The sequence below is a fragment of the Flavobacterium sp. HSC-61S13 genome (assembly GCF_024171535.1).
GTDB lineage: Bacteria > Bacteroidota > Bacteroidia > Flavobacteriales > Flavobacteriaceae > Flavobacterium.
Window position 1 is genome coordinate 428,455 of sequence record NZ_JALJZV010000001.1, and the last position, 19,437, is coordinate 447,891.

Consider the following 19,437-nt stretch of genomic DNA (forward strand, 5'->3'; position numbering starts at 1 on the left):
GATTAAAAATATTTTTTGTAAAATTGACGTAAACATATTCAATAGTTAGTCAACCCACGTATGGAAACCCGTAAAAACTATAAAAATAATCAATTGTATTTTTGTTAATCACTCTTAAAGCTTTAGAATGTGTATAAATATTTATTTTTAGTTTACAAAAAAAGCCTAACCGAAGGTTAAGCTTTATTATATAGTTGTAACGATTTTTATTTGTTGTGAATGAGCTTTTCTAAGCGTACCATCATTTCGTCCTTTTCCTTGAGCATACGTTCGTAGAGGGCTATTTTATCATTGTGGAGTTGAATTATTTTGTCGATTGGGTCGTTATTGAAAACTGGGTTGTAGTTGATAAAACCTTGTGTATCGTGAAATGTATTTGATATAATATTTACAGCTTGTTCTTCATCAAAATTTTCAATGGCTTCAACGGGTATTTTTAGTATTTGGGCTACTTGTTCGAGTATGGTGTTGTCGATGGTTTCTTTTTGTTCGAGTAGGGATATTTTTTGTTGGTTCCAATCATCGCCCAATTCATAGGCCAAGGCATCTTGTTTGATGCTTAGCATTTCACGGAAACGTTTGATGTTGCGACCTTGATGTATTTTGTTGTTTGCCATAACTCTGTGTATTGTATGTTCAAATATAGGATTTTTAATTAAAAAATCAGCAGTTAGCTTATTTGTTTCTTCACTCGGATTGTACTTCTTTGGTGCCAAAATGAGCATTTAGCTCATCGTTTGTAAAAAGTTGTTTGTACCGCGTTATTTTAAATATTGAGCAAATAGATTGATTGCTTCCGTTTTAACTGCTTCGTATTTGTAATCTTCATTAAAACCTAAACCAGAATTAATATGAGTAGTACCTTGATTAGCACAGAGTAAATATTTTGAGCCTCCTAATTCCACCGAAATTGGAGAAAATTCCGTTTGAACTCGCAACATTGTTTTTTCACTTTTGTCGTTTACATAAAATAAGTGTTTGTTGTAAATCTTACCTTTATTTTCATTCTCATAACGTTCAAAAACCAATACTTTATAACCTTTCCATTCGAATTGATCAATACAAAACATGTCTTCTAGATTTGTTTCTTTTAATTCTCCCTTTCGATGTGCCTCATACAAGGTCTTTTTCAAAGCAACTGCCTTATCGTAGGTTTTATTGTGATAATAGATCTGGATTAGCTTGGCGTAAGAGTGATAGTCATTTGGTGAAATTTCAATGATTTCCTTGAAAATGGGTTCTGCTTTATCTAAGTTCTTCTGTAATGATTCCAGTAAACCAATATTAAACAATGTGTCTACATAATACTCTGATTCGGATGTCATTTTTTCTTTCGCCTGATAAAAGGCTTTTAAGGCAGTTACATCATCTTTTAAACTTGAATAAGCTTGGCCCAACATATAGTAGGAGCGAGCAGGACAATTAGGGAGTTTAGTTGCTTTGGTGTATGATTCTGCGGCTTTCATATAGTTTTTTTGCATAGTATAAGAATCACCAAGACCGGTATAGAATTTTTCATCATTTGGGTTTAATAGAATTGCCTTTTCAAAATTAGGTATAGCTTCCTCATAGTTACTTAAATAGTTTAATGTGGATGCTTTTATAAAATAAGGCGCCGAATCCTGATTGTCGAGCTGGATTGATAAATCCATGAATTTTAAACAATCAGTATCATTTTCTAACATAAAAAAAGCGTGCCCGATGTAGTATAGCGATTTGGCTGAAAGTTTATCGTAGTTATTAGCGTATTCAGCTACAATGATATCGTAATTATTAGATTCAGTGAGTTTTTTTAATTTATCAAGTTCTATGTCCTGAGCGTTAACGCAAATTATAGAAAAAAGTAATAGAATAGTGGTTGTTATGAGTTTCATTAGTGTTTATTTTGGTTACAAGAAATTGCTGAAGGAAATTGAAGTACCATTCTTTCAGCCTTTTTGATTTTATTCAAAAGTGTTTTTATTGACGAAAATATAAAAAAAATCAGTAAAGCGTATTTTTATCTTAGCTAAATATGTTATTCATGGACTAACTACTTATTTTGAAAAATCTATTCTAACTTAAAATCTTTTTTCTTAAGTATAGTTACGTACCTTTCATGTGTTCCAATAGCGTACTCTTTAGGTACAAGTCTAAAGATTTCGTCGTTATGCATTTGGAATTCTTCTAAAACTTTAACTTTACGAGTTCCTTTGCCTTGGATGTAATCCATAAGCACAGAGGCAGTAATAAGCTCTTCATTACTTAAGAGCTCTAATTTGTACTTGGTAATCTTAGATACAATTGTATCTAAGATGTAGTTTATCGTTTTAGCGTCTTCTTTAGCACCATTGGCATGACCATATTTTTGATTCCATCGTTTGGTATCCCCTTTATGACTTATAGAAGTGTCTTTGCGAATACCATCGAATGTGATTCTAAGGTGATCAATACCAAAATCACTTTTCTCTCTACTTGGTTTGAGAAAAAAATTGATTGATAAACTTTTTTCTAACATAATTCAACTGTTTTATAATTACTAAAAGTTGAATTAAAACCTTCCGAAATCATAGTCTAAAAACTCTCTGGTGCCTTTTGGGGTCTAGGTTTGCTCTATTAAAAGGTGTACAAAATATTAAATTTTTTGCGTGCACCTAAATAACCGTGTTTTTTGTGCACTTTTGAATAAAATGCTATATGACAAAAACAAAAAAAAACCTATAATTAATTGATAATCATTGGTCTTTCGTGGTTTTTATGGCTTTCAAAAAGTAATCTTTTGTAAATCAGCGAAGAAAGTGGGATTAATTCTTCAACCCTGAAGAGGAAGTGAGTTCAAAGAAAGACCATGGTCTTCGACCTTGGTCTTTTTGTTTTTAGTTCGCTTTTGATTGAGTAGAATATTAAAGACTGGATTGCCTCCGCTTCTCTGCGGATCGCTGTAGGGGAGAGTGGTTCATAAAAATGACACTGTTATTTAGATAATCGGGATTACCTTCGCTTCGCTTCGGTGTTCCCGTTGAGGGAGAGCTGTTCAGTGGCACGGCCACAAAATCTTTTTAACAGACATATGAAAAGGAATAAATATAGGGATTACCTTCGCTTCGCTGCGGTGTTCTTTGTAGGGGGGAAGCGGTTCAGTGGCAGGCACAGCGAATTTGCATTAGACTTATGAAAGAGGGGAGGATAAGATGGGATTACCTCCGCTTTGCTACGGTGTTCCCGTTGAGGGAGAGCTGTTCAGTGGCACGGCCACAGCGAATTTGCATTAGACTTATGAAAGAGGGGAGGCTAAGATGGGATTACCTTCGCTTCGCTGCGGTGATCCCTTGTGGGGGGAGCGGTTCAGTGGCACGGCCACACCGAATTTGCATTAGACTTATGAAAGAGGGGAGGCTAAGATGGGATTACCTTCGCTTTGCTACGGTGTTCCCGTTGAGGGAGAGCTGTTCAAAGAAAAACCACGGTCTTCGCCCGTGGTATTTTTTGTTTTCAGTTCGCTTTTGAAAGTAAAACTTTCAACGCTTCCTTAAAACAAAAAAACCGATAGTAAAACTATCGGTTTTTCTTTGCGGAGAAAGAGGGATTCGAACCCCCGGACCTGTTACAGTCAACAGTTTTCAAGACTGCCGCAATCGACCACTCTGCCATTTCTCCAGTGCCTTTCATTGCTGAATTGCGAGTGCAAATATAGGGGCTTTTTCGACTTAAACAAACTTTAATAAGATAAAAATATTAAATTTTTTAAGCGTCTTTTTTAACTGATTTGCCGTAAGCGCTTTAGCTGAAAAAATTTTTTATTAAAAAGTCACATATTCATCGATTTCCAAGCCGTAACCCGTCATACCAACGCGTTTGGTCTGCTCAGAATTCGTCATCAATTTGATCTTACTAATATTTAAATCATGTAAGATTTGTGCTCCTATACCGTAATCCTTATTGTCCGTAGTCATTTTCGGTGCTTCTATAACCTCCGAAGATTGTTGCTGCTCTTTTAAAAGTGCCAAACGATTTAATAGGTTAGAACTCTGCAATTCTTGATTAATAAACAAAATAGCGCCTTTTCCTGCTTGATTGATCGCTTGGAAGGCTGATTCTAGTTTCTCGTCTAAATCACCGCTTAAAGCGCCTAATACGTCGTTATAAACAGTAGAGGCGTTGATGCGGGTTAAGATGGATTCTCCAGTATTCCAAGATCCTTTGGTCAAAGCCAAATGCACTTGTTTGTTCGTCGTTTGTAAATACGCTCGGAGTCTATAGGTTCCAAAACGGGTTTCAATTTCGAAATCTTCTTTTTTTACAATCAGACTATCGTGCTTCATACGATAAGCAACCAAGTTTTCAATAGAAATGATTTTTAAGTCGAATTTCTTAGCTACCAACATCAATTCAGGTAGGCGAGCCATAGAACCGTCTTCGTTTAAAACTTCTACCAATATTCCCGCTGGTTTAAATCCCGCTAAACGAGCTAAATCAACCGCTGCTTCGGTGTGTCCAGTTCTTCTCAATACTCCACCTTGCTTGGCGATTAATGGAAAGATATGTCCCGGACGACCTAAGTCTTCTGCTTTGGTGTCGTCATGGACTAAAGCAGCTATGGTTTTGGCACGATCGTGAACCGAAATTCCCGTAGTACATCCATGTCCAATCAAATCGACAGATACCGTAAAAGCCGTTTGGTGCAAAACGGTATTGTTATTCACCATCGGGTGTAAGTCCAACTCCTTACAACGCTTTTCAATTAATGGTGCACAGATCAATCCACGACCGTGTGTGGCCATGAAATTGATCATTTCAGGGGTTACTTTTTCTGCTGCGGCGATAAAATCACCTTCGTTTTCACGATCTTCATCATCTACTACAAGGATTACTTTCCCTTGACGGATATCTTCAATCGCTTCCTCAATTGTATTGAGTTGTATATTAGAATTAGACATGATTAGTGTGTTTGTTTTTTTTAAATATTTTTTTAAAAGCATTTTGTATAGGCAATAATACATTGTCCATATTAAACATGCCGCTGTCGTTTGTGGCTTTATACGTTAACAATATCGCCAGTGGTGTTAAGACTATCGATGCCAACCAAGCTCCCAAAAACGGAGTGATTCCATTTTCTTGAGCTACTTTTTTTCCAAAGGTGTTGATAAAGTGATAGGTGATAAAAATCAAGATCGCAAAGACTATCGGTAGTCCCAATCCACCTTTGCGGATAATAGCTCCCAAGGGCGCTCCAATGTAAAACATCAGGAAACAAGAAAAGGCAATTACGAATTTCTCATGCAAGGCCAACCAGTGTGAGTTAATGTATTTTTGACGATCAAATATCGAGGTGTTATTACTCTCTGCATTAAAACTTAAATTGGAAGTATTATCCAAAGCGGACTGTATAATTCTCGCTTGCGTTTTATTCTCAAAATCCTTTAATAAATCTTTAGGTGCTACATCAACAACAGTTCTTTTGTTCACAGTTGTCGATTTATTGTATTGAAACAAACTCTGAGTTCTAATGGATAAGTTTTCGGTATTGGAAGTCTTTTCCTTAATCAAAGAGTTCTCTAAAGAGTCGATCGTATAGTTGAGTTCGCGAACGTTCAACATCGAGTTGGTGTTCGTGATCTTTTCACTGTCTTCCGTGTTGTTTTGAAAACTGTTTAAATCGATATTCATCGTGTATTTGTCAAATTTTATTTTGACAAAAGGTTCTTTCTGTGCTTGTTGGTAGGTTTTTGCTTCTACTTCTTCGTAATAATTACCATCTATAAGGTGAAGTTGTAAGATGTTAGACTCCTCTAAAGAAGCCAGCTCTCCGTTTAAGGATTTAATCACCGTTTTATTTTCATAACCTACATTCGATTTGATGTGCATGGTTACGTTTTCAAGATATTGTCCTTGCTTTCCCGTTTTTTTATCAATCTTGATATTGATTTTTCCCAAATCATTAAACTGACCAGCTGCTATAGCCATGGCCGGTTTGGTTTGTAAAATTTCTCTTCTCAGGTTGATAAATTGGTATTCCGATTTGGGAATGACATCATTGGCAAACCAAAAAGAGAGTAGGGCCAAAGAGGTGATGAAAATGCTGAGTACTCGCATAGCTCTTTGTAGGGATATCCCTGAAGATTTCATCGCGGCAAATTCATAGTTTTCAGCAAAACTTCCAAAGGTCATGATCGACGATAGCAATACCGATAAGGGCAATACCAGCGGTATCATTTTTGGAGAATAGAAAAGAAGGAATTGTAAAATGATCCAAATATCCAAATCCTTCCCAGCTAAATCAGCTATAAAAAGCCAAACACCTTGAAGGATAAAGATAAAGTAAAGTATAATAAACACTGTTGCCAGTGTTGATACAAATGTCGTTAATATATAGCGGTCTAATATTTTCACTCCAGAAATTAGTCTAATTTATTTATATAATAATTAGGGTACTTTGATTCTGTAAAGTTAAAATGATTTTTCGATAAAGGTTGGTTCGTTTTAAAAGAATTAATAGTTAAAATGGTTTTTGTACCATCTTTGTTGACTTCAATTTTGTTATAGATGTTTTTTGTTTGTGTATCTATACCCAATAGAATTTCTTTAATGTTTGATTTTGAATTCGTTGGAGTCAGTTTTACATATTGTATTTGTCTTCCGCGAATATTTTGTAGTATATCCCAGTTATAATTATAACCCGTATTAAAAAATACCAATATTTTAGATGGAGTTAGGGCATTTGAATCCGAAGGATTGTACTTGCTAATGGTAACTTCTTCATCTTCGGGTACTATGGTATAGATCTTAGTGCCGTCAAATATTTTAGTCATCCCCATAAAGTTGAAAACATAAAGGTCTTTTTGTACCGTTAGGTTTCCCTTGCTGTCTTGATTGGAGTTATCGTGAGAATTTCTCGTGCTGTAATTAAAGTCAATAACGATGTTATTGTAGCTATTGATTTTATTAGACACTTCATCTAAAAGGGCCTTGGCTTTGGCACTGTTTTGTGCTGTGGCACTAAAACAAAGAAAACTCAATAGGAAGCCGTAAAGTATATTTTTCATGGTGGTTAGTTTTGTTCGTCTTTAAAAAAGTTATCTAAAGCGACTAAATCGGAAATCATAACGCTACGAGCTTTACTACCCTCAAATGGACCTACGATACCCGCAGCTTCCAACTGATCGATAATTCTTCCAGCGCGATTGTATCCCAATTTTAATTTACGTTGTAATAGAGAGGCAGAACCCTGTTGTGCTACAACAATAATTTCAGCAGCTTCTCTAAACAAAGTGTCGCGATCACTGATATCAATATCAAGACTTGTGCCACTTTCTTCACCGGAGAATTCCGGTAGTAAATAAGCATCTGCATAAGCTTTTTGAGACCCGATAAAATCGGTTACTCGTTCTACTTCAGGTGTATCGACAAAAGCACATTGTACGCGGACTAATTCGTTTCCATGAGTAAATAACATATCCCCTCTACCGATCAACTGATCAGCTCCTTGACTGTCTAAAATCGTTCTAGAGTCAATTTTAGAGGTTACTCTAAAGGCAATCCTAGCCGGGAAGTTGGCTTTGATAATACCTGTAATAACGTTGACCGAGGGTCTTTGTGTAGCAATGATTAAGTGAATACCAATAGCACGAGCCAACTGCGCCAAACGTGCGATTGGGGTTTCCACCTCCTTACCGGCTGTCATGATCAAATCGGCAAACTCATCGACTACCAAAACGATATACGGTAAAAATCGGTGTCCGTTTTCTGGGTTTAATTTACGTTGTTTGAATTTGTCGTTGTATTCCTTGATGTTTCTAACCATAGCATCCTTAAGCAGGTTGTAACGGTTGTCCATCTCCACACAAAGTGAGTTCAACGTATTGATTACTTTGGTGTTGTCGGTAATAATTGCATCACCTGAATCGGGTAGTTTAGCCAAATAGTGACGTTCGATTTTGTTGAATAGGGTTAATTCTACCTTTTTCGGATCTACCAATACGAATTTTACTTCGGCAGGGTGTTTTTTGTATAGTAATGATGTTAATACAGCATTTAACCCTACGGATTTACCTTGGCCCGTTGCTCCAGCCATTAATAAATGGGGCATTTTAGCTAAGTCTACCACAAAGGTTTCGTTGGAAATCGTTTTACCCAAAGCGATCGGTAATTCCATTTCAGCATTCTGAAATTTAGGTGAAGCCACAACACTGCGCATCGATACCATCGATGGGTTTTTGTTGGGAACTTCTATACCAATAGTACCTTTACCTGGAATCGGTGCGATAATACGAATTCCCAATGCGGATAGGGATAAGGCAATATCGTCTTCTAAGTTTTTAATTTTTGATATACGCACTCCGGCTTCTGGTACAATCTCGTAAAGGGTTACTGTTGGACCAACCGTAGCTTTGATTTGTGCAATATCTATTTTGTAGTTGCGAAGGGTATCGACAATTTTGTTTTTGTTTTCTTCTAATTCGGCCTGATTTATCGTGATTCCTCCCGTACCGTAATCCTTAAGTAGTTCGATGGTAGGGAATTGGTAATTAGATAATTCTAAGGTCGGATCAAATTCACCAAAGTCCTGTACGAGTTTAGCGGCTAAATTCTCTTCAACAGTCGCTTCTTCTTGTACGGCTTCAATTACGAGTTCTTGCCCTTGTTCTGAGGTTGTATCCGCAACGCTTTTCTGATTTTTGTGAAAATCAATTTCAGAACTGTTTTCTATAGTAGGTTTAAAGCTCTTGTGGTCCAAGTCTAATGCAACTGCTTTTTGTGGGCTTGCGACCTCTTTTTTAGGCAATGCAGCGGTAACAGCAGCTTGCTGAGTAACTGAAAAATCCTGTTTAGTGCTAACCTCTGGTGTTGCTTTAGAAGGTTCTTCTGCGATGATCTCATCGTCGGATTCTTCCTTGTCTTTGGAGATTGAAAAATCTTGTATTTTGTTTCGCAAGCCAGTAGGGGATACCTTTAATCTGAAGATGATAAAAACCACTAAAGAGAAAACCAATAATAAAATAGTTCCGGTTTTGCCCAAGTAATCTTGTAAATACATATTGATTTCAAAGCCGATCACTCCACCCAAAAGTGGATTGCTGTCCCAGAAGAAACCTAGAATAACCGATAGGATTATAATTGAAAAGAGATCCCAAAAAAGAATTTTTTTAAATCTGCTAGCAGCGATACCAAAGAACAGGAATAGACCCGCGTAAATCAGTATTTTAACGAAGATAAAGGAAGCCAGTCCAAAACCTTCATAGATAAAGAAATGCGATAGATAAGCGCCTAATTTGCCCAGCCAATTGTATACAACTTCATTTCGTTCGGAAAATAAATCCACATTGCTTTGATCGTAGTATCCAGTAATAAAATAGGAGATAAAACTAAGCAATAGGGCTACGGCAGAGATGATTAATACCACGGAGATGATAAACTTACTGTTGTTCATCACTGAGGTATTCGGAATCGGTTGTTCCTTAGGTGTTTTATTGGATTTTTTCTTAGTCGTTTCGTTTTTTGTTTTCGCCATTAGTGTAAAAAATTCTTTTTAAAACAATTTAGGGTAATAGATCATAATACCAATGATCAGTGCAGTTAGTGCCGATATTGTCACGGCACCTGCAGCTACATCTTTGATCAGACCTATTTTTTTATGGAAATCTGGATGTATAAAATCGGCCATTTCCTCAATTGCCGTATTGATTCCCTCCATGCTTAAAACTAAACCGATGGAGAAAATTTGCATCATCCACTCTGTAGTACTGATTTTAAAGTAAAAACCAGCAATAGTGGCCAAAGCAGCGATAATCAATTGAGTAATGATGCTGTGCTCTTTAGATATCAAACGATACAATCCGACAAAGGCGTATTTGATGCTTTTCAATCTTCCGATCACAAATGATTTTATACTTGTCATTATTTTAATGCTTCAAATACTTTTGTGTAATTAGGTTCGTTGGCGATTTCGCTAACTTGTTCTTCATAAACGACTTGGTGGTCACTGTTTAAAGCAACGATACAACGAGAGTGCAAACCGTTTAGAGGACCATCAATAATGGTTAGTCCGTAGTTTTTACCGAAATCTCCTGTTCTAAAATCGGATAACATCACCACGTTCTCAATGCCTTCAGCACCACAAAAGCGCGCTTGAGCAAATGGCAAGTCACGGGAAATACACAATACTACTGTATTATCAAGTGAAGCGGCCTCTTGGTTGAAATGTCTAACAGATGCAGAGCAAGTCGGCGTATCTATACTAGGAAAAATGTTTAAAATAAGTCTTTTTCCACTGAAATCTTTTAGAGATACTGTAGATAGATCCGTTTTAACCAATTCGAAATCAATTGCTTTAGTTCCGATTGCAGGTAGTTGACCAACTGTATGAACAGCGTTGTTTTTTAGAGTAATTGTAGCCATAGTATATCGCGATTTAAAAAATCAAAATTAGACATTTTTATCCGAGTCTGGAAGTTTCGCTTTCATTTTATTTATACCAACGGTTTTAGGATAAATTTCCAACTCTAGAATGCGTGACAATCGCTTATTAAGTAAAAAAAATTGTTCTATTTTGATGATCTTGACCCTTTAATGAGCTATTATAAACTTGTTCTTATTAGGGATTTAGAAGCGAATACATTATTTCTTTACCAGGGTGTTTTGACAAGATTGTTTTACTGTATTATAATTAATCCACCAATTTTCAAGGGTATCAATCACTGGTAGTAGGGTTTTGCCCAAAGCTGTTAGTTTGTATTCAACACGTGGAGGAGATTCGGCAAATACCTCGCGTTCGAGTATGCCATCGCGTTCGAGTTCTCGCAGTTTTGCCGTCAGGGTACCTTGTGCTAGGTTTTCCATATCGCGCTTTAGGGTTCCGAACCTTTTAGGACATTGGTGCGCAACGGCTTTGATCAATAAAATTTTCCATTTTCCGCCAATTACTTTAAAAAGGGAAACCAATTCTAAATTATCGGGTTTTAATTCTATCTTTTTTGAAGGGCTAATCATCTCATTATCACTATTGGTCTGATTTTTCATACTAAGTATGTTTTTTATAACTAGTTGTGAATCTCTTTATTAAACTCTAATTTCGTTTCAAATTTACAAAAAAAACAGTCTTAAAATGGAAGTATCTCGTCAGAAATGGATCGCTTTAGTGTTGGTGTCCATGGCTATTTTTCTTTGTGTCATCGATTTGTTTATAGTCAATGTCGCTATTCCGACCATTAAAATTGCGTTAAACGCCAGTGATGCAGATTCACAACTCGTTGTGGTGCTGTACGTGATTGGTTATGCCGGTTTTTTGATTGCAGGGAGTAAGGCAGGGGATTATTTTGGCAGAAAAAAGGTTTACTTAATCGGTATGTTGATTTTTACTTTGGCCTCGGCGTTGTGCAGTATATCACAAACTGCTTTACAACTCAATTTATCCCGACTTTTACAGGGAATTAGTGCCGCTTTTATGGTTCCTCAAGGCTTGGCGTTGATTCCGTTGATCTTTGCAAACAATGCCGACAAGGTTAAGGCCTATGGCATCTATGGCAGTATAGCGGGAGTAGCTTCGGTGATAGGACAGTTTTTAGGGGGATTACTTCCAGACATACATACGTTTATCGAGGGGTGGAGAATGATTTTTGTGATCAACATACCCGTTGGTCTGATCGCTATATACTGGGGTTATAAATTATTGCCAGAAAGTGAGCGACAAAACCGTTTGAGTTTTGATTTCGTTGGACAAACATTACTGTTGTTTTTGCTGGTAGGATTTATTTATCCGCTGATAGAAGGACGTGAGAAAAACTGGCCGCTGTGGAGTTTAGTTGTGTTGGGTTTGAGCGGGATATTGGCCCTGGTATTTATCGCTCATCAGCGCTATCGAAAACAACAGGGTAAATCGGTGTTAATCGATATAAAGGTGTTTGCATTTGCCGATTTTAATTTGGGATTGGCAGCCGTTATTTTATATTTTATGGTGCAGGATACCTATTTTTTTATCAATGCAATGTATCTCCAAAATGGTTTAGCTATTAGTTCAACTCAAACGGGGTATTATTTTGTATTTCAAGGCTTAGGATATGTATTGGCTTCGGTGATTGCGGTTAAGTTACTCGATAAATTACAAGAGAAATTGATTGTGATTGGTGTAATGATTATGGTGTTTTCTTTGTCAGCACATCTCTATGTTTTTAGTACATCAGAGATTCATCCTATTTTGGTTTATGGAATTTTATTTATTTACGGATTGGGTTGTGGGACGGTCTTGCCTTGTATGTTGACGGTAGCGATTCGCCACATACCCGATGATTTAGTCGGGGCCGCATCCGGTGTTTATCTAACCGTACAACAATTAGCCATAGCGCTTGGTATAGCATTAATAGTTGGACTGTTTTTTAATAGGATTGAAAGTGCGTCTTATTTTATAGCATACCAGACCGTTACCTGGTTTAATGTCATTTTGTTGCTAGGTGTAGGCGTGATGTTTGCCTTTAAGATTCGTAAAAACATGGCCAAATAGTTAGTTTGAAAATGCTGATGATAAGTTGATTCGGCTTTGTCAATTCTTTTTGTAATTTAGTGCCTTTAAAAAATATACTATGACTGGATGTAATAAAACGCTTGCTGGGTTTGTAATGATGGTATTAGCTGTTGTTGGAAGCTCTTGTAACAATAAGAAAGAGCAACCAAACTATGAAGTTAAGGCCTCTACTACAGTGGTTGTCGAGGACGCAACGTTTGAAATTCAAATTTTAAATCCAAATCTTTCCACGGTTCAAGAAATCAAATACACAGGAAAGAAAATGGGCGATTTTTATAAAATAGAGAATCACAACATTAAAAAGGAGGGTGAGGTGTCGAAGACTCTGTTTAGCAAGTCCTATTTGGTGGAGGCATCCAAATTCAAATTGGTATATGAACTGATAAAAAATCGTGTCAATCACAACCAAGCACCTATAGTGTTTTCTGATTCGAACCCTGTTATAACATCGATCCGTTTACATACAGATGAAAGCGTAAAAACAAAACAACTCGATTTGGAAGCCGCTGCTGCATTTGAAAAAGAGTTATTTCGTTTGTTAGATGGAGATACGGCTGCTCCTAAAGTTGTCGAAATACCGACACATTAGAAATCTGTGAACAAGTAGTATCTAAAACCTTGAGAACTCTATTTTTAAAATGGATTTATCGTTCAGCTAGTTGTATTAAGTTATTTTTCATCAGTAAATCGAAACGAATCAAACACATACTTGTTTTGATAAATTAAAATGAAAAAAGCCCTCATTAGAGGGCTTTTTATATTTACAAAAACATATATTATTTATCAATCGATCCTAAGACACGTTGCATAAATGCATTTAAAGCTTCTTTTTTGCTAGCGCCTTCCTTGATCATTTTATTGACCTCAATAGCACCATACATATTGGAAATTAATTCTCCAATAACATCCAACTCTTCATCTTTTAAAGAAGGAACTTCTGTCAGTGCTTCTAGCACTTCAATGGTTTCAATGATGTAATCTTGATCGTTTTCTTCAATAAACTCTGTTAAATGTTTGATTATCGGTAATTTCATATTATAGGACTTATGAGTTAATATTTATAGAAAATTAAGCTATTTCGTTTACCAATTCACTTAACACTTCTGCTTTGTTTGTTTGAGTCTGATTTTTCAATGTTCCTCCTACAAATGTAGCAAATGTCGGTAAGTTAGATACGTCAGCCAGTTTTCTTGATTCCGGAAAATTCTCAGCATCGGCAATTACGAAAGTAATGTCTTCTTTCTCTGTTGCCAATTTTTTGAATTTAGGTTTCATAATTCTACAATTTCCACACCAAGAGGCAGAAAATTGCACCACTACTTTTTGGTTTGAATTTACAATCTCTTGTAAATTATCTTGATCTAATTCGATTAGCATATTTTTTGTTTTTTTTAATTAGTTTTGACTTAGGTAAGAAGCAACACCATCTCTATTGGCATTCATTGCTTCTTTTCCTTCTTCCCAGTTTGCAGGACAAACTTCACCATGCGTTTGTACGTGAGTATACGCATCAATTAATCTTAGGTATTCGTTTACGTTTCTTCCTAATGGCATATCGTTAACAGATTCATGGAAAATTTTTCCAGTTTCATCGATTAAATACGTAGCGCGGTAAGTTACGTTAGATCCATTGATGATTACAGCATCCAATTCTTCATTGTATTCTGTGCTTTCAACGTCTAAGATACCTAAAACGTTAGATAGGTTACGTGTAGTATCTGCAAGGATTGGGTAAGTAACTCCTTCAATACCACCATTGTTTTTTGATGTATTTAACCAAGCAAAATGTACTTCGTTAGTATCACATGATGCACCGATAACTAAAGTGTTTCTCTTCTCAAATTCTGGTAAAGCTGCTTGGAAAGCATGTAATTCTGTTGGACAAACAAAAGTAAAATCTTTAGGGTACCAGAACAAGATAACTTTTTTATTGTTTTTTGTTGCCTCTTCAAATATATTGATTCTTAAATCATCTCCCATTTCTGAAATGGCGTCTACTGTAATGTTTGGGAATTTTTTACCTACTAATGACATAGTTTTATGTTTTATGATTACTATTAATTTGGAATGTCAAAATTAGCAATTGAATTAGAGAATTACTATTGTTTTCGATTATGATTTTTTATAATAGAATAGAAGAATCCTATTATTGCACCATAAAATAATTTAATCCCTAAATCGAAACCCATTTTGAAATTCGACATTAAATATAAGCATAATTGGTTATATATAAAAGAGAATGAATATTAAAAAAATGTCAAATCACAACTAGAATACTGATCATACAGTGTCCTGTTTTTTGAATTTTAGAAATATATGGGATGAATTTTCAATATCAATAGGCTGGTCGTTAAAAAGGAGACTAACAATACTCAGCGTGATTAAAAATAAATATATAAATTTTTGAATTATAAAATAATGAAACTGAGATATTAACCCTTTTTAGCTCTTAGTTTATCGGTATTCCTTGATAAAAACCTTGTTTTTTTAGTATAATTTTTCTATATTTACTTTATAGAAGTCTAGTAGAAATGATTGTTTATTAAACAATTCAATTGAATTAGGTTTTTTTTGATTTGAATTATAATTTCAAATAAATGTTGTTCTGATGTTTAGAGGCATCCTGGATCGCTATTTTTATCTACCGATAGAAGTAGCGATTTTTTTATAGGTTGTTCGTAACTTTGCAAAAAACAATGCGATGATAGTTAGATATAGAAGTACTATTTTAAGGATGTTATTTTCATGGAAAGGTTCCGTACTCAAAAAGATATATCCGATTTTATCGTTGTTGTTTGTGTTTTCGTGGGTAGTATATTATTATCACTTATCATTTCCTCATATAGACTTTCCGCTAAATGTTACTGTCTTTACTCTAATGGGGATTTCCTTGGCGATCTTTTTGGGGTTTTGTAATTCAGCGGCCTATGATCGTTTTTGGGAGGGACGCAAGTTATGGGGAAATTTGGTTATTCACAGCCGCTCTTTAAGTTTTCAGTTACTCAATTATGTAGATACTTCCAAGAAAGAACAAAATTATAGTGTTGATCTGATTATCGCTTTCACCTATGCCTTAAAAGCGCAGTTGCGCTCTGAAGATGTGATGCCGGAAATGAAACGTTTGTTGCCTTCAAAGTTCTGTGGTGTTTTAGAAAATAAAAAATATAAAACAGCTGCTATTTTAAATGAATTGACACGTTGGTTACACAGTCAACATAAGGCGGGTAATATTGATTCAATTGAAAAGGTTAGAATTGATCAAAACATCAATGAACTTTCCATTATACTCGGTGGCTGTGAGCGTATATTGCATACCCGAATTCCCTTTGTGTATTTTGTACTCTTGCACCGAACGGTTTATCTGTATTGTTTTATGTTGCCTTTTGGATTGATCGACACCATCAGTTGGGCGATGCCCTTTTTTGTAACCTTTGTGGCGTATTCTTTTATCGCATTAGACGCCATAGTCGACGAAATTGCAGAACCTTTTGGTTATGACGAAAATGATTTAGCTTTAAACAATATGTGCCAGAATATTGAATACAGCCTTTGCGAGCTAGCTGACAAACCTTTACCAAAGATTAAAGGCTACGATGAGAAGTTTGTGTTGAATTAGTTTTGAAGTTTAAATTCGCGCTAATGCTGCCCTTAAAAAAAAGAGGTTATTCCATTGTTTGGAATAACCTCTTTTGATGTGGAAAATTTCTTTTGATTAATTCAAGGTTGATTTTTGAAGATGTGTAAAGAAATAATCGGCTATTTTTTGATTTAAGTGTACGCGATCTTTGCCGGATACATTGTGTTCATGTGTAGGATATAGAAAGTAATCAACTTGCTTACCCGCTTTGATACAAGCTTCGATAAACTCCATTGAATGTTGTTGAACCACTACAGGATCTTGAGCACCGTGAATAACCAGTAAACGATTGTTGAGTTTATCTGCCTTATTGATTAAACTGGTTTTCTCATAACCTTCTGGGTTTTCCTGAGGAGTATCCATATAGCGCTCTCCATACATGATTTCATAGTACTTCCAGTCCATCACAGGTCCTCCGGCAACTCCAACTTTAAATATTTCTGGATGATTTATCGAAAGAGTAGTGGTCATAAATCCGCCAAAACTCCAGCCATAAACGCCAATTTTATCAGTATCCACAAAACTTTTTGATTTTAAAAAGTCGATACCCTTTAATTGGTCGGCCATTTCATTTTCACCCAGTTTTCGGTGTATAACATGTTCAAAATCGCGACCTCTATTGTCACTTCCTCTATTGTCGACCGTAAAAACAATATAACCGTTCTGAGCCATATAATAGTCAAATAAACTGGCACCGCCCAACCATTTGTTTTGAACCAACTGCGCATGAGGTCCACCGTAAACATATACCATTACTGGGTATTTTTTAGTGGCATCAAAATTGGCAGGGTAGATCAAGCGACCATTTAGGGTTGTCTGACCGTCGGCAGCCGTTATGGTAACCATTTCCATTTTCGGAAGCGTTACGGTTCCTTCATATGGATTTGGCGACTTAACTAATTCAACCGCTTTTTTGGTTTTGGTATCAACAATGCTGATTTCATTCGGTGTTGTTGTATTGCTAAATTGATCTAAGAAAGCCGTTTTGTTTTCATTCATTTGAATGTTATGTGTTCCGGATAGCGTCGTTAGCAGCTCTGTGGATTGATTTGCTAAGGATACTTTATAAAGTTGTCTATCCAATCCTCTGTTGCTAGTACCTACATAATACAAGGTTTTTCCAGTGGCATCAAAACCTAATATTTCTTTGACTATAACGTCTTTATATCCCAATTTCTTCAGTTCTTTACCATCGGTGTTGTATAGGTAAATTTGGCGGAAACCGTCTTTTTCGGTTAGGTATAAGAATTCATTGTTTTTGTTAGGTATAAATGTCAAAGCATGCGAAGGTTCTGCATAGGTATTTGATTGGTCTTCAAATAACTTTTTGTCAAGAAGCCCTGTCGTTGCATTATAACGATTCACTTGAATGTGATTTTGTTCGCGATTGAGCAGCCCAACATAAACGAATTCGCCTTTTGGATCCCAAGTAACCATAGTTAAAAATTGTTCCTTAGGTTCGCCGGTTTGTAAGGTTACTTTCTTTTGAGTTTTGATGTCATAAAGCACTAAAGTAACTTGCTCGCTAGTCATACCCGCCATCGGGTATTTGATGTTCTTTACTTCGGCAACACGTGCTCCAAAATTGACTAAGGGATAGGAGCTCACCATACTTTGATCTTTTCTATAGTAAAGCAATTGATCTTTAGCCGGATTCCACCACATACCGCGATCGATACCAAATTCTTGTCTGTGGGTATCGTTACTTCCATTAATGATGTCTAAAGCGGGATCATTGGTTACTGTAATGTCTTTGTTATTGAGATCAGAAATCACGATGTTGTTATCGTTTAACCAAGCCATATAGTTTCCTTTTGAAGAAACAAGCTGGTTTTTAGCGAGTTTGTCCAATTTAAAAAAGCTACTCACTTTTTTGGAAGTCACATCGTATTCAATGTGGTACATATTGTCTTTTCCAGTAGTAGTAAACGTCAATGTATTTGCGTCTTTCCACGTATACGCATAGGGAAAAATCCTCAGGTTTATATCCGCCTCATTTAAGGCTTTATCAAGGGCGCTTTGCAAATCGGTCTTAGAAATTAAAACGGTTTCTTTCCAATTATTGGATTGATTTCGACTCATCAAATTTTGATAAGTGGCATCCAAATAACTCAGTTGATTATGATCTTGCCATTGCGGAGCTGTAATGGTTTTCGGAGCAAACTTCGTGAAATTACCCGATGTCGCTTCTTCTATAGTTAGATTTCGTTGCGCAAATAAAAAATTACCGGCTAATAGAAATACAAATAAAGAGGTTTTTCTCATTTTCTATTTTAGTTTAAGTCGCTAATTTAAGTTTTTGAGCCCAACTCAGCAACTGTTCGCTTTAAAAAGACCTTTTTATTCTCGTTGTGTTTGCTATTTGCTTTACGTAATAGGTATTGGTGGATGAGTAGAGGATACTCATTTTATCGGGTAACGGCCAGGATCATCATTTTAAATTATTATAATACTTTTTTTTATAGATTGATTATCTATGTGTTTAGGTGATTTTTGTTTACTTTGGCCGTCAGTATACTTGAATTTTAGATTCTTTTTTGTAATAGAATTAAATTGTACCCTGTTTGACCTTGGATGAATGAACTGCCCAATACGATGAATGTAATAAAACTAATTTTTCCGACAAGAATGCTTGTTTATTTTGTTTTCTGCGTAAAGTTTTCGGTTGGATTTGCCCAAGCAAAAATTCCCGTTTCTTATTGCGAAAGCGCTCCTGAAATAATTCCATTTATTAAAGGGCAGAAATACGGTTATGTCGATCGTCATGGTAAGGTGTTGATTCCCGCTAAATTTGATCAAGCGGGTATGTTTAAAATGGATTTTTATACCTTATTAAGTCAAAATGCTTCTGTGTTGGGAACTGCGGATTATGCCTTGGTGACTTTGGATGAAATCAAGTATCGCATCGATAAAAAAGGCAGTATTGTTTTAAAAATGGATACGGTTCAATCTGCTCCAGCTGTATGTTGTCCGCAGGTCGAACACGATTTGGTGTTATTTGAAAAGAATAAACTGTGGGGTATACGTGATAAGAAGGGAAAGGTAGTGGTTGAAAATCATTATCAAACCTTAGATTATCTATTCTGGTTAGACGGTAGTGCGAAGTACTTTATAGCGAAGAAAAATGGAAAGTATGGAGTCATAGATGCTCAAGGGCTCGTTAAAGTCAAGTTTTTATATGATTTTCTTTATAATATGAATGCGAATGCAACCGAAGACAGTGGTATATTATTAGCAGGAACCTTAGAGAGGCAACCGATAATCATTGACTTTTGTGGCAATCGCTATTATTATAAATAGCGATTGC

The 19,437-nt window shown here is 35.9% G+C and carries 18 protein-coding genes and 1 tRNA gene; 4 read left to right on the forward strand and 15 right to left on the reverse strand.

The genetic code is table 11. From position 1 onward, the window contains the following. Window positions 1–206 precede the first annotated feature (206 nt). From L1275_RS01795 to L1275_RS01845, 11 genes are all read right to left on the reverse strand, one after another. A complete protein-coding gene (locus L1275_RS01795; protein WP_253469098.1) occupies window positions 207–617 on the reverse strand; it encodes a helix-turn-helix transcriptional regulator in 411 nt (136 codons plus the stop codon). A 144-nt stretch (window positions 618–761) separates the two neighbouring features. Next, window positions 762–1,874 carry a tetratricopeptide repeat protein gene (locus L1275_RS01800; RefSeq protein ID WP_253469099.1) on the reverse strand — a complete coding sequence of 371 codons (1,113 nt, stop codon included), beginning with the start codon at window positions 1,872–1,874 and terminating at the stop codon, window positions 762–764. Between the two features lie 176 nt (window positions 1,875–2,050). Continuing rightward, complete coding sequence (locus L1275_RS01805) at window positions 2,051–2,497, reverse strand: hypothetical protein (protein ID WP_253469101.1); 447 nt, start codon at window positions 2,495–2,497, stop codon at window positions 2,051–2,053. A 1,054-nt stretch (window positions 2,498–3,551) separates the two neighbouring features. After that, window positions 3,552–3,636: transfer RNA gene (locus tag L1275_RS01810), tRNA-Ser, on the reverse strand. Between the two features lie 143 nt (window positions 3,637–3,779). Next, complete coding sequence (gene ribB / locus L1275_RS01815) at window positions 3,780–4,916, reverse strand: 3,4-dihydroxy-2-butanone-4-phosphate synthase (protein WP_253469103.1); 1,137 nt, start codon at window positions 4,914–4,916, stop codon at window positions 3,780–3,782. Next, window positions 4,909–6,369 (reverse strand): LptF/LptG family permease, encoded by a 1,461-nt coding sequence (locus L1275_RS01820; protein ID WP_253469105.1) that lies wholly within the window; start codon window positions 6,367–6,369, stop codon window positions 4,909–4,911. Before L1275_RS01820 ends, ribB begins: the two co-directional genes overlap by 8 nt. Before the next feature lie 8 nt (window positions 6,370–6,377). Further along, window positions 6,378–7,022 (reverse strand): outer membrane lipoprotein carrier protein LolA, encoded by a 645-nt coding sequence (locus tag L1275_RS01825; RefSeq protein ID WP_253469107.1) that lies wholly within the window; start codon window positions 7,020–7,022, stop codon window positions 6,378–6,380. A 5-nt stretch (window positions 7,023–7,027) separates the two neighbouring features. Continuing rightward, window positions 7,028–9,487: a DNA translocase FtsK gene (locus L1275_RS01830; protein ID WP_253469109.1), complete on the reverse strand. Its 2,460-nt coding sequence runs from the start codon at window positions 9,485–9,487 to the stop codon at window positions 7,028–7,030. Window positions 9,488–9,505: 18 nt separating this feature from the next. Beyond that, window positions 9,506–9,874, reverse strand: a complete 369-nt coding sequence (locus L1275_RS01835; protein ID WP_253469111.1) for a diacylglycerol kinase family protein — start codon at window positions 9,872–9,874, stop codon at window positions 9,506–9,508. Next, complete coding sequence (gene tpx / locus L1275_RS01840) at window positions 9,874–10,374, reverse strand: thiol peroxidase (RefSeq protein WP_253469113.1); 501 nt, start codon at window positions 10,372–10,374, stop codon at window positions 9,874–9,876. Before tpx ends, L1275_RS01835 begins: the two co-directional genes overlap by 1 nt. 219 nt (window positions 10,375–10,593) lie before the next feature. Next, window positions 10,594–10,995, reverse strand: coding sequence for a helix-turn-helix domain-containing protein (locus L1275_RS01845; protein WP_253469115.1), 402 nt, complete (start codon window positions 10,993–10,995; stop codon window positions 10,594–10,596). 85 nt (window positions 10,996–11,080) lie between these two features. Here L1275_RS01845 and L1275_RS01850 point away from each other — a divergent pair, with 85 nt between their 5' ends. Together L1275_RS01850 and L1275_RS01855 are read left to right on the forward strand one after the other, a co-directional pair. Beyond that, complete coding sequence (locus L1275_RS01850; RefSeq protein WP_253469117.1) at window positions 11,081–12,472, forward strand: MFS transporter; 1,392 nt, start codon at window positions 11,081–11,083, stop codon at window positions 12,470–12,472. A gap of 79 nt (window positions 12,473–12,551) precedes the next feature. Continuing rightward, window positions 12,552–13,082, forward strand: coding sequence for a hypothetical protein (locus L1275_RS01855; RefSeq protein ID WP_253469119.1), 531 nt, complete (start codon window positions 12,552–12,554; stop codon window positions 13,080–13,082). Between the two features lie 187 nt (window positions 13,083–13,269). Here L1275_RS01855 and L1275_RS01860 read toward each other — a convergent pair whose 3' ends face one another. From L1275_RS01860 to L1275_RS01870, 3 genes are read right to left on the reverse strand one after another with little or no spacing between them, the layout of a single operon-like run. Beyond that, window positions 13,270–13,527 carry a hypothetical protein gene (locus L1275_RS01860; protein ID WP_253469121.1) on the reverse strand — a complete coding sequence of 86 codons (258 nt, stop codon included), beginning with the start codon at window positions 13,525–13,527 and terminating at the stop codon, window positions 13,270–13,272. Between the two features lie 34 nt (window positions 13,528–13,561). Next, window positions 13,562–13,870 (reverse strand): co-chaperone YbbN, encoded by a 309-nt coding sequence (locus tag L1275_RS01865; RefSeq protein WP_253469122.1) that lies wholly within the window; start codon window positions 13,868–13,870, stop codon window positions 13,562–13,564. A gap of 18 nt (window positions 13,871–13,888) precedes the next feature. Beyond that, the gene (locus L1275_RS01870) at window positions 13,889–14,527 is read right to left on the reverse strand and encodes a peroxiredoxin (protein ID WP_253469124.1); all 639 of its coding nucleotides are present in this window, start codon (window positions 14,525–14,527) and stop codon (window positions 13,889–13,891) included. Between the two features lie 667 nt (window positions 14,528–15,194). Here L1275_RS01870 and L1275_RS01875 point away from each other — a divergent pair. Next, window positions 15,195–16,109, forward strand: coding sequence for a bestrophin family protein (locus tag L1275_RS01875; RefSeq protein ID WP_253469126.1), 915 nt, complete (start codon window positions 15,195–15,197; stop codon window positions 16,107–16,109). Between the two features lie 96 nt (window positions 16,110–16,205). On the opposite strand, the gene L1275_RS01880 is transcribed toward L1275_RS01875, so the two are convergent. Continuing rightward, complete coding sequence (locus L1275_RS01880) at window positions 16,206–18,395, reverse strand: DPP IV N-terminal domain-containing protein (RefSeq protein WP_253469127.1); 2,190 nt, start codon at window positions 18,393–18,395, stop codon at window positions 16,206–16,208. A gap of 330 nt (window positions 18,396–18,725) precedes the next feature. On the opposite strand from L1275_RS01880, the gene L1275_RS01885 reads away from it, so the two are divergent. Continuing rightward, complete coding sequence (locus L1275_RS01885) at window positions 18,726–19,430, forward strand: WG repeat-containing protein (RefSeq protein ID WP_253469129.1); 705 nt, start codon at window positions 18,726–18,728, stop codon at window positions 19,428–19,430. Window positions 19,431–19,437: the final 7 nt, after the last annotated feature.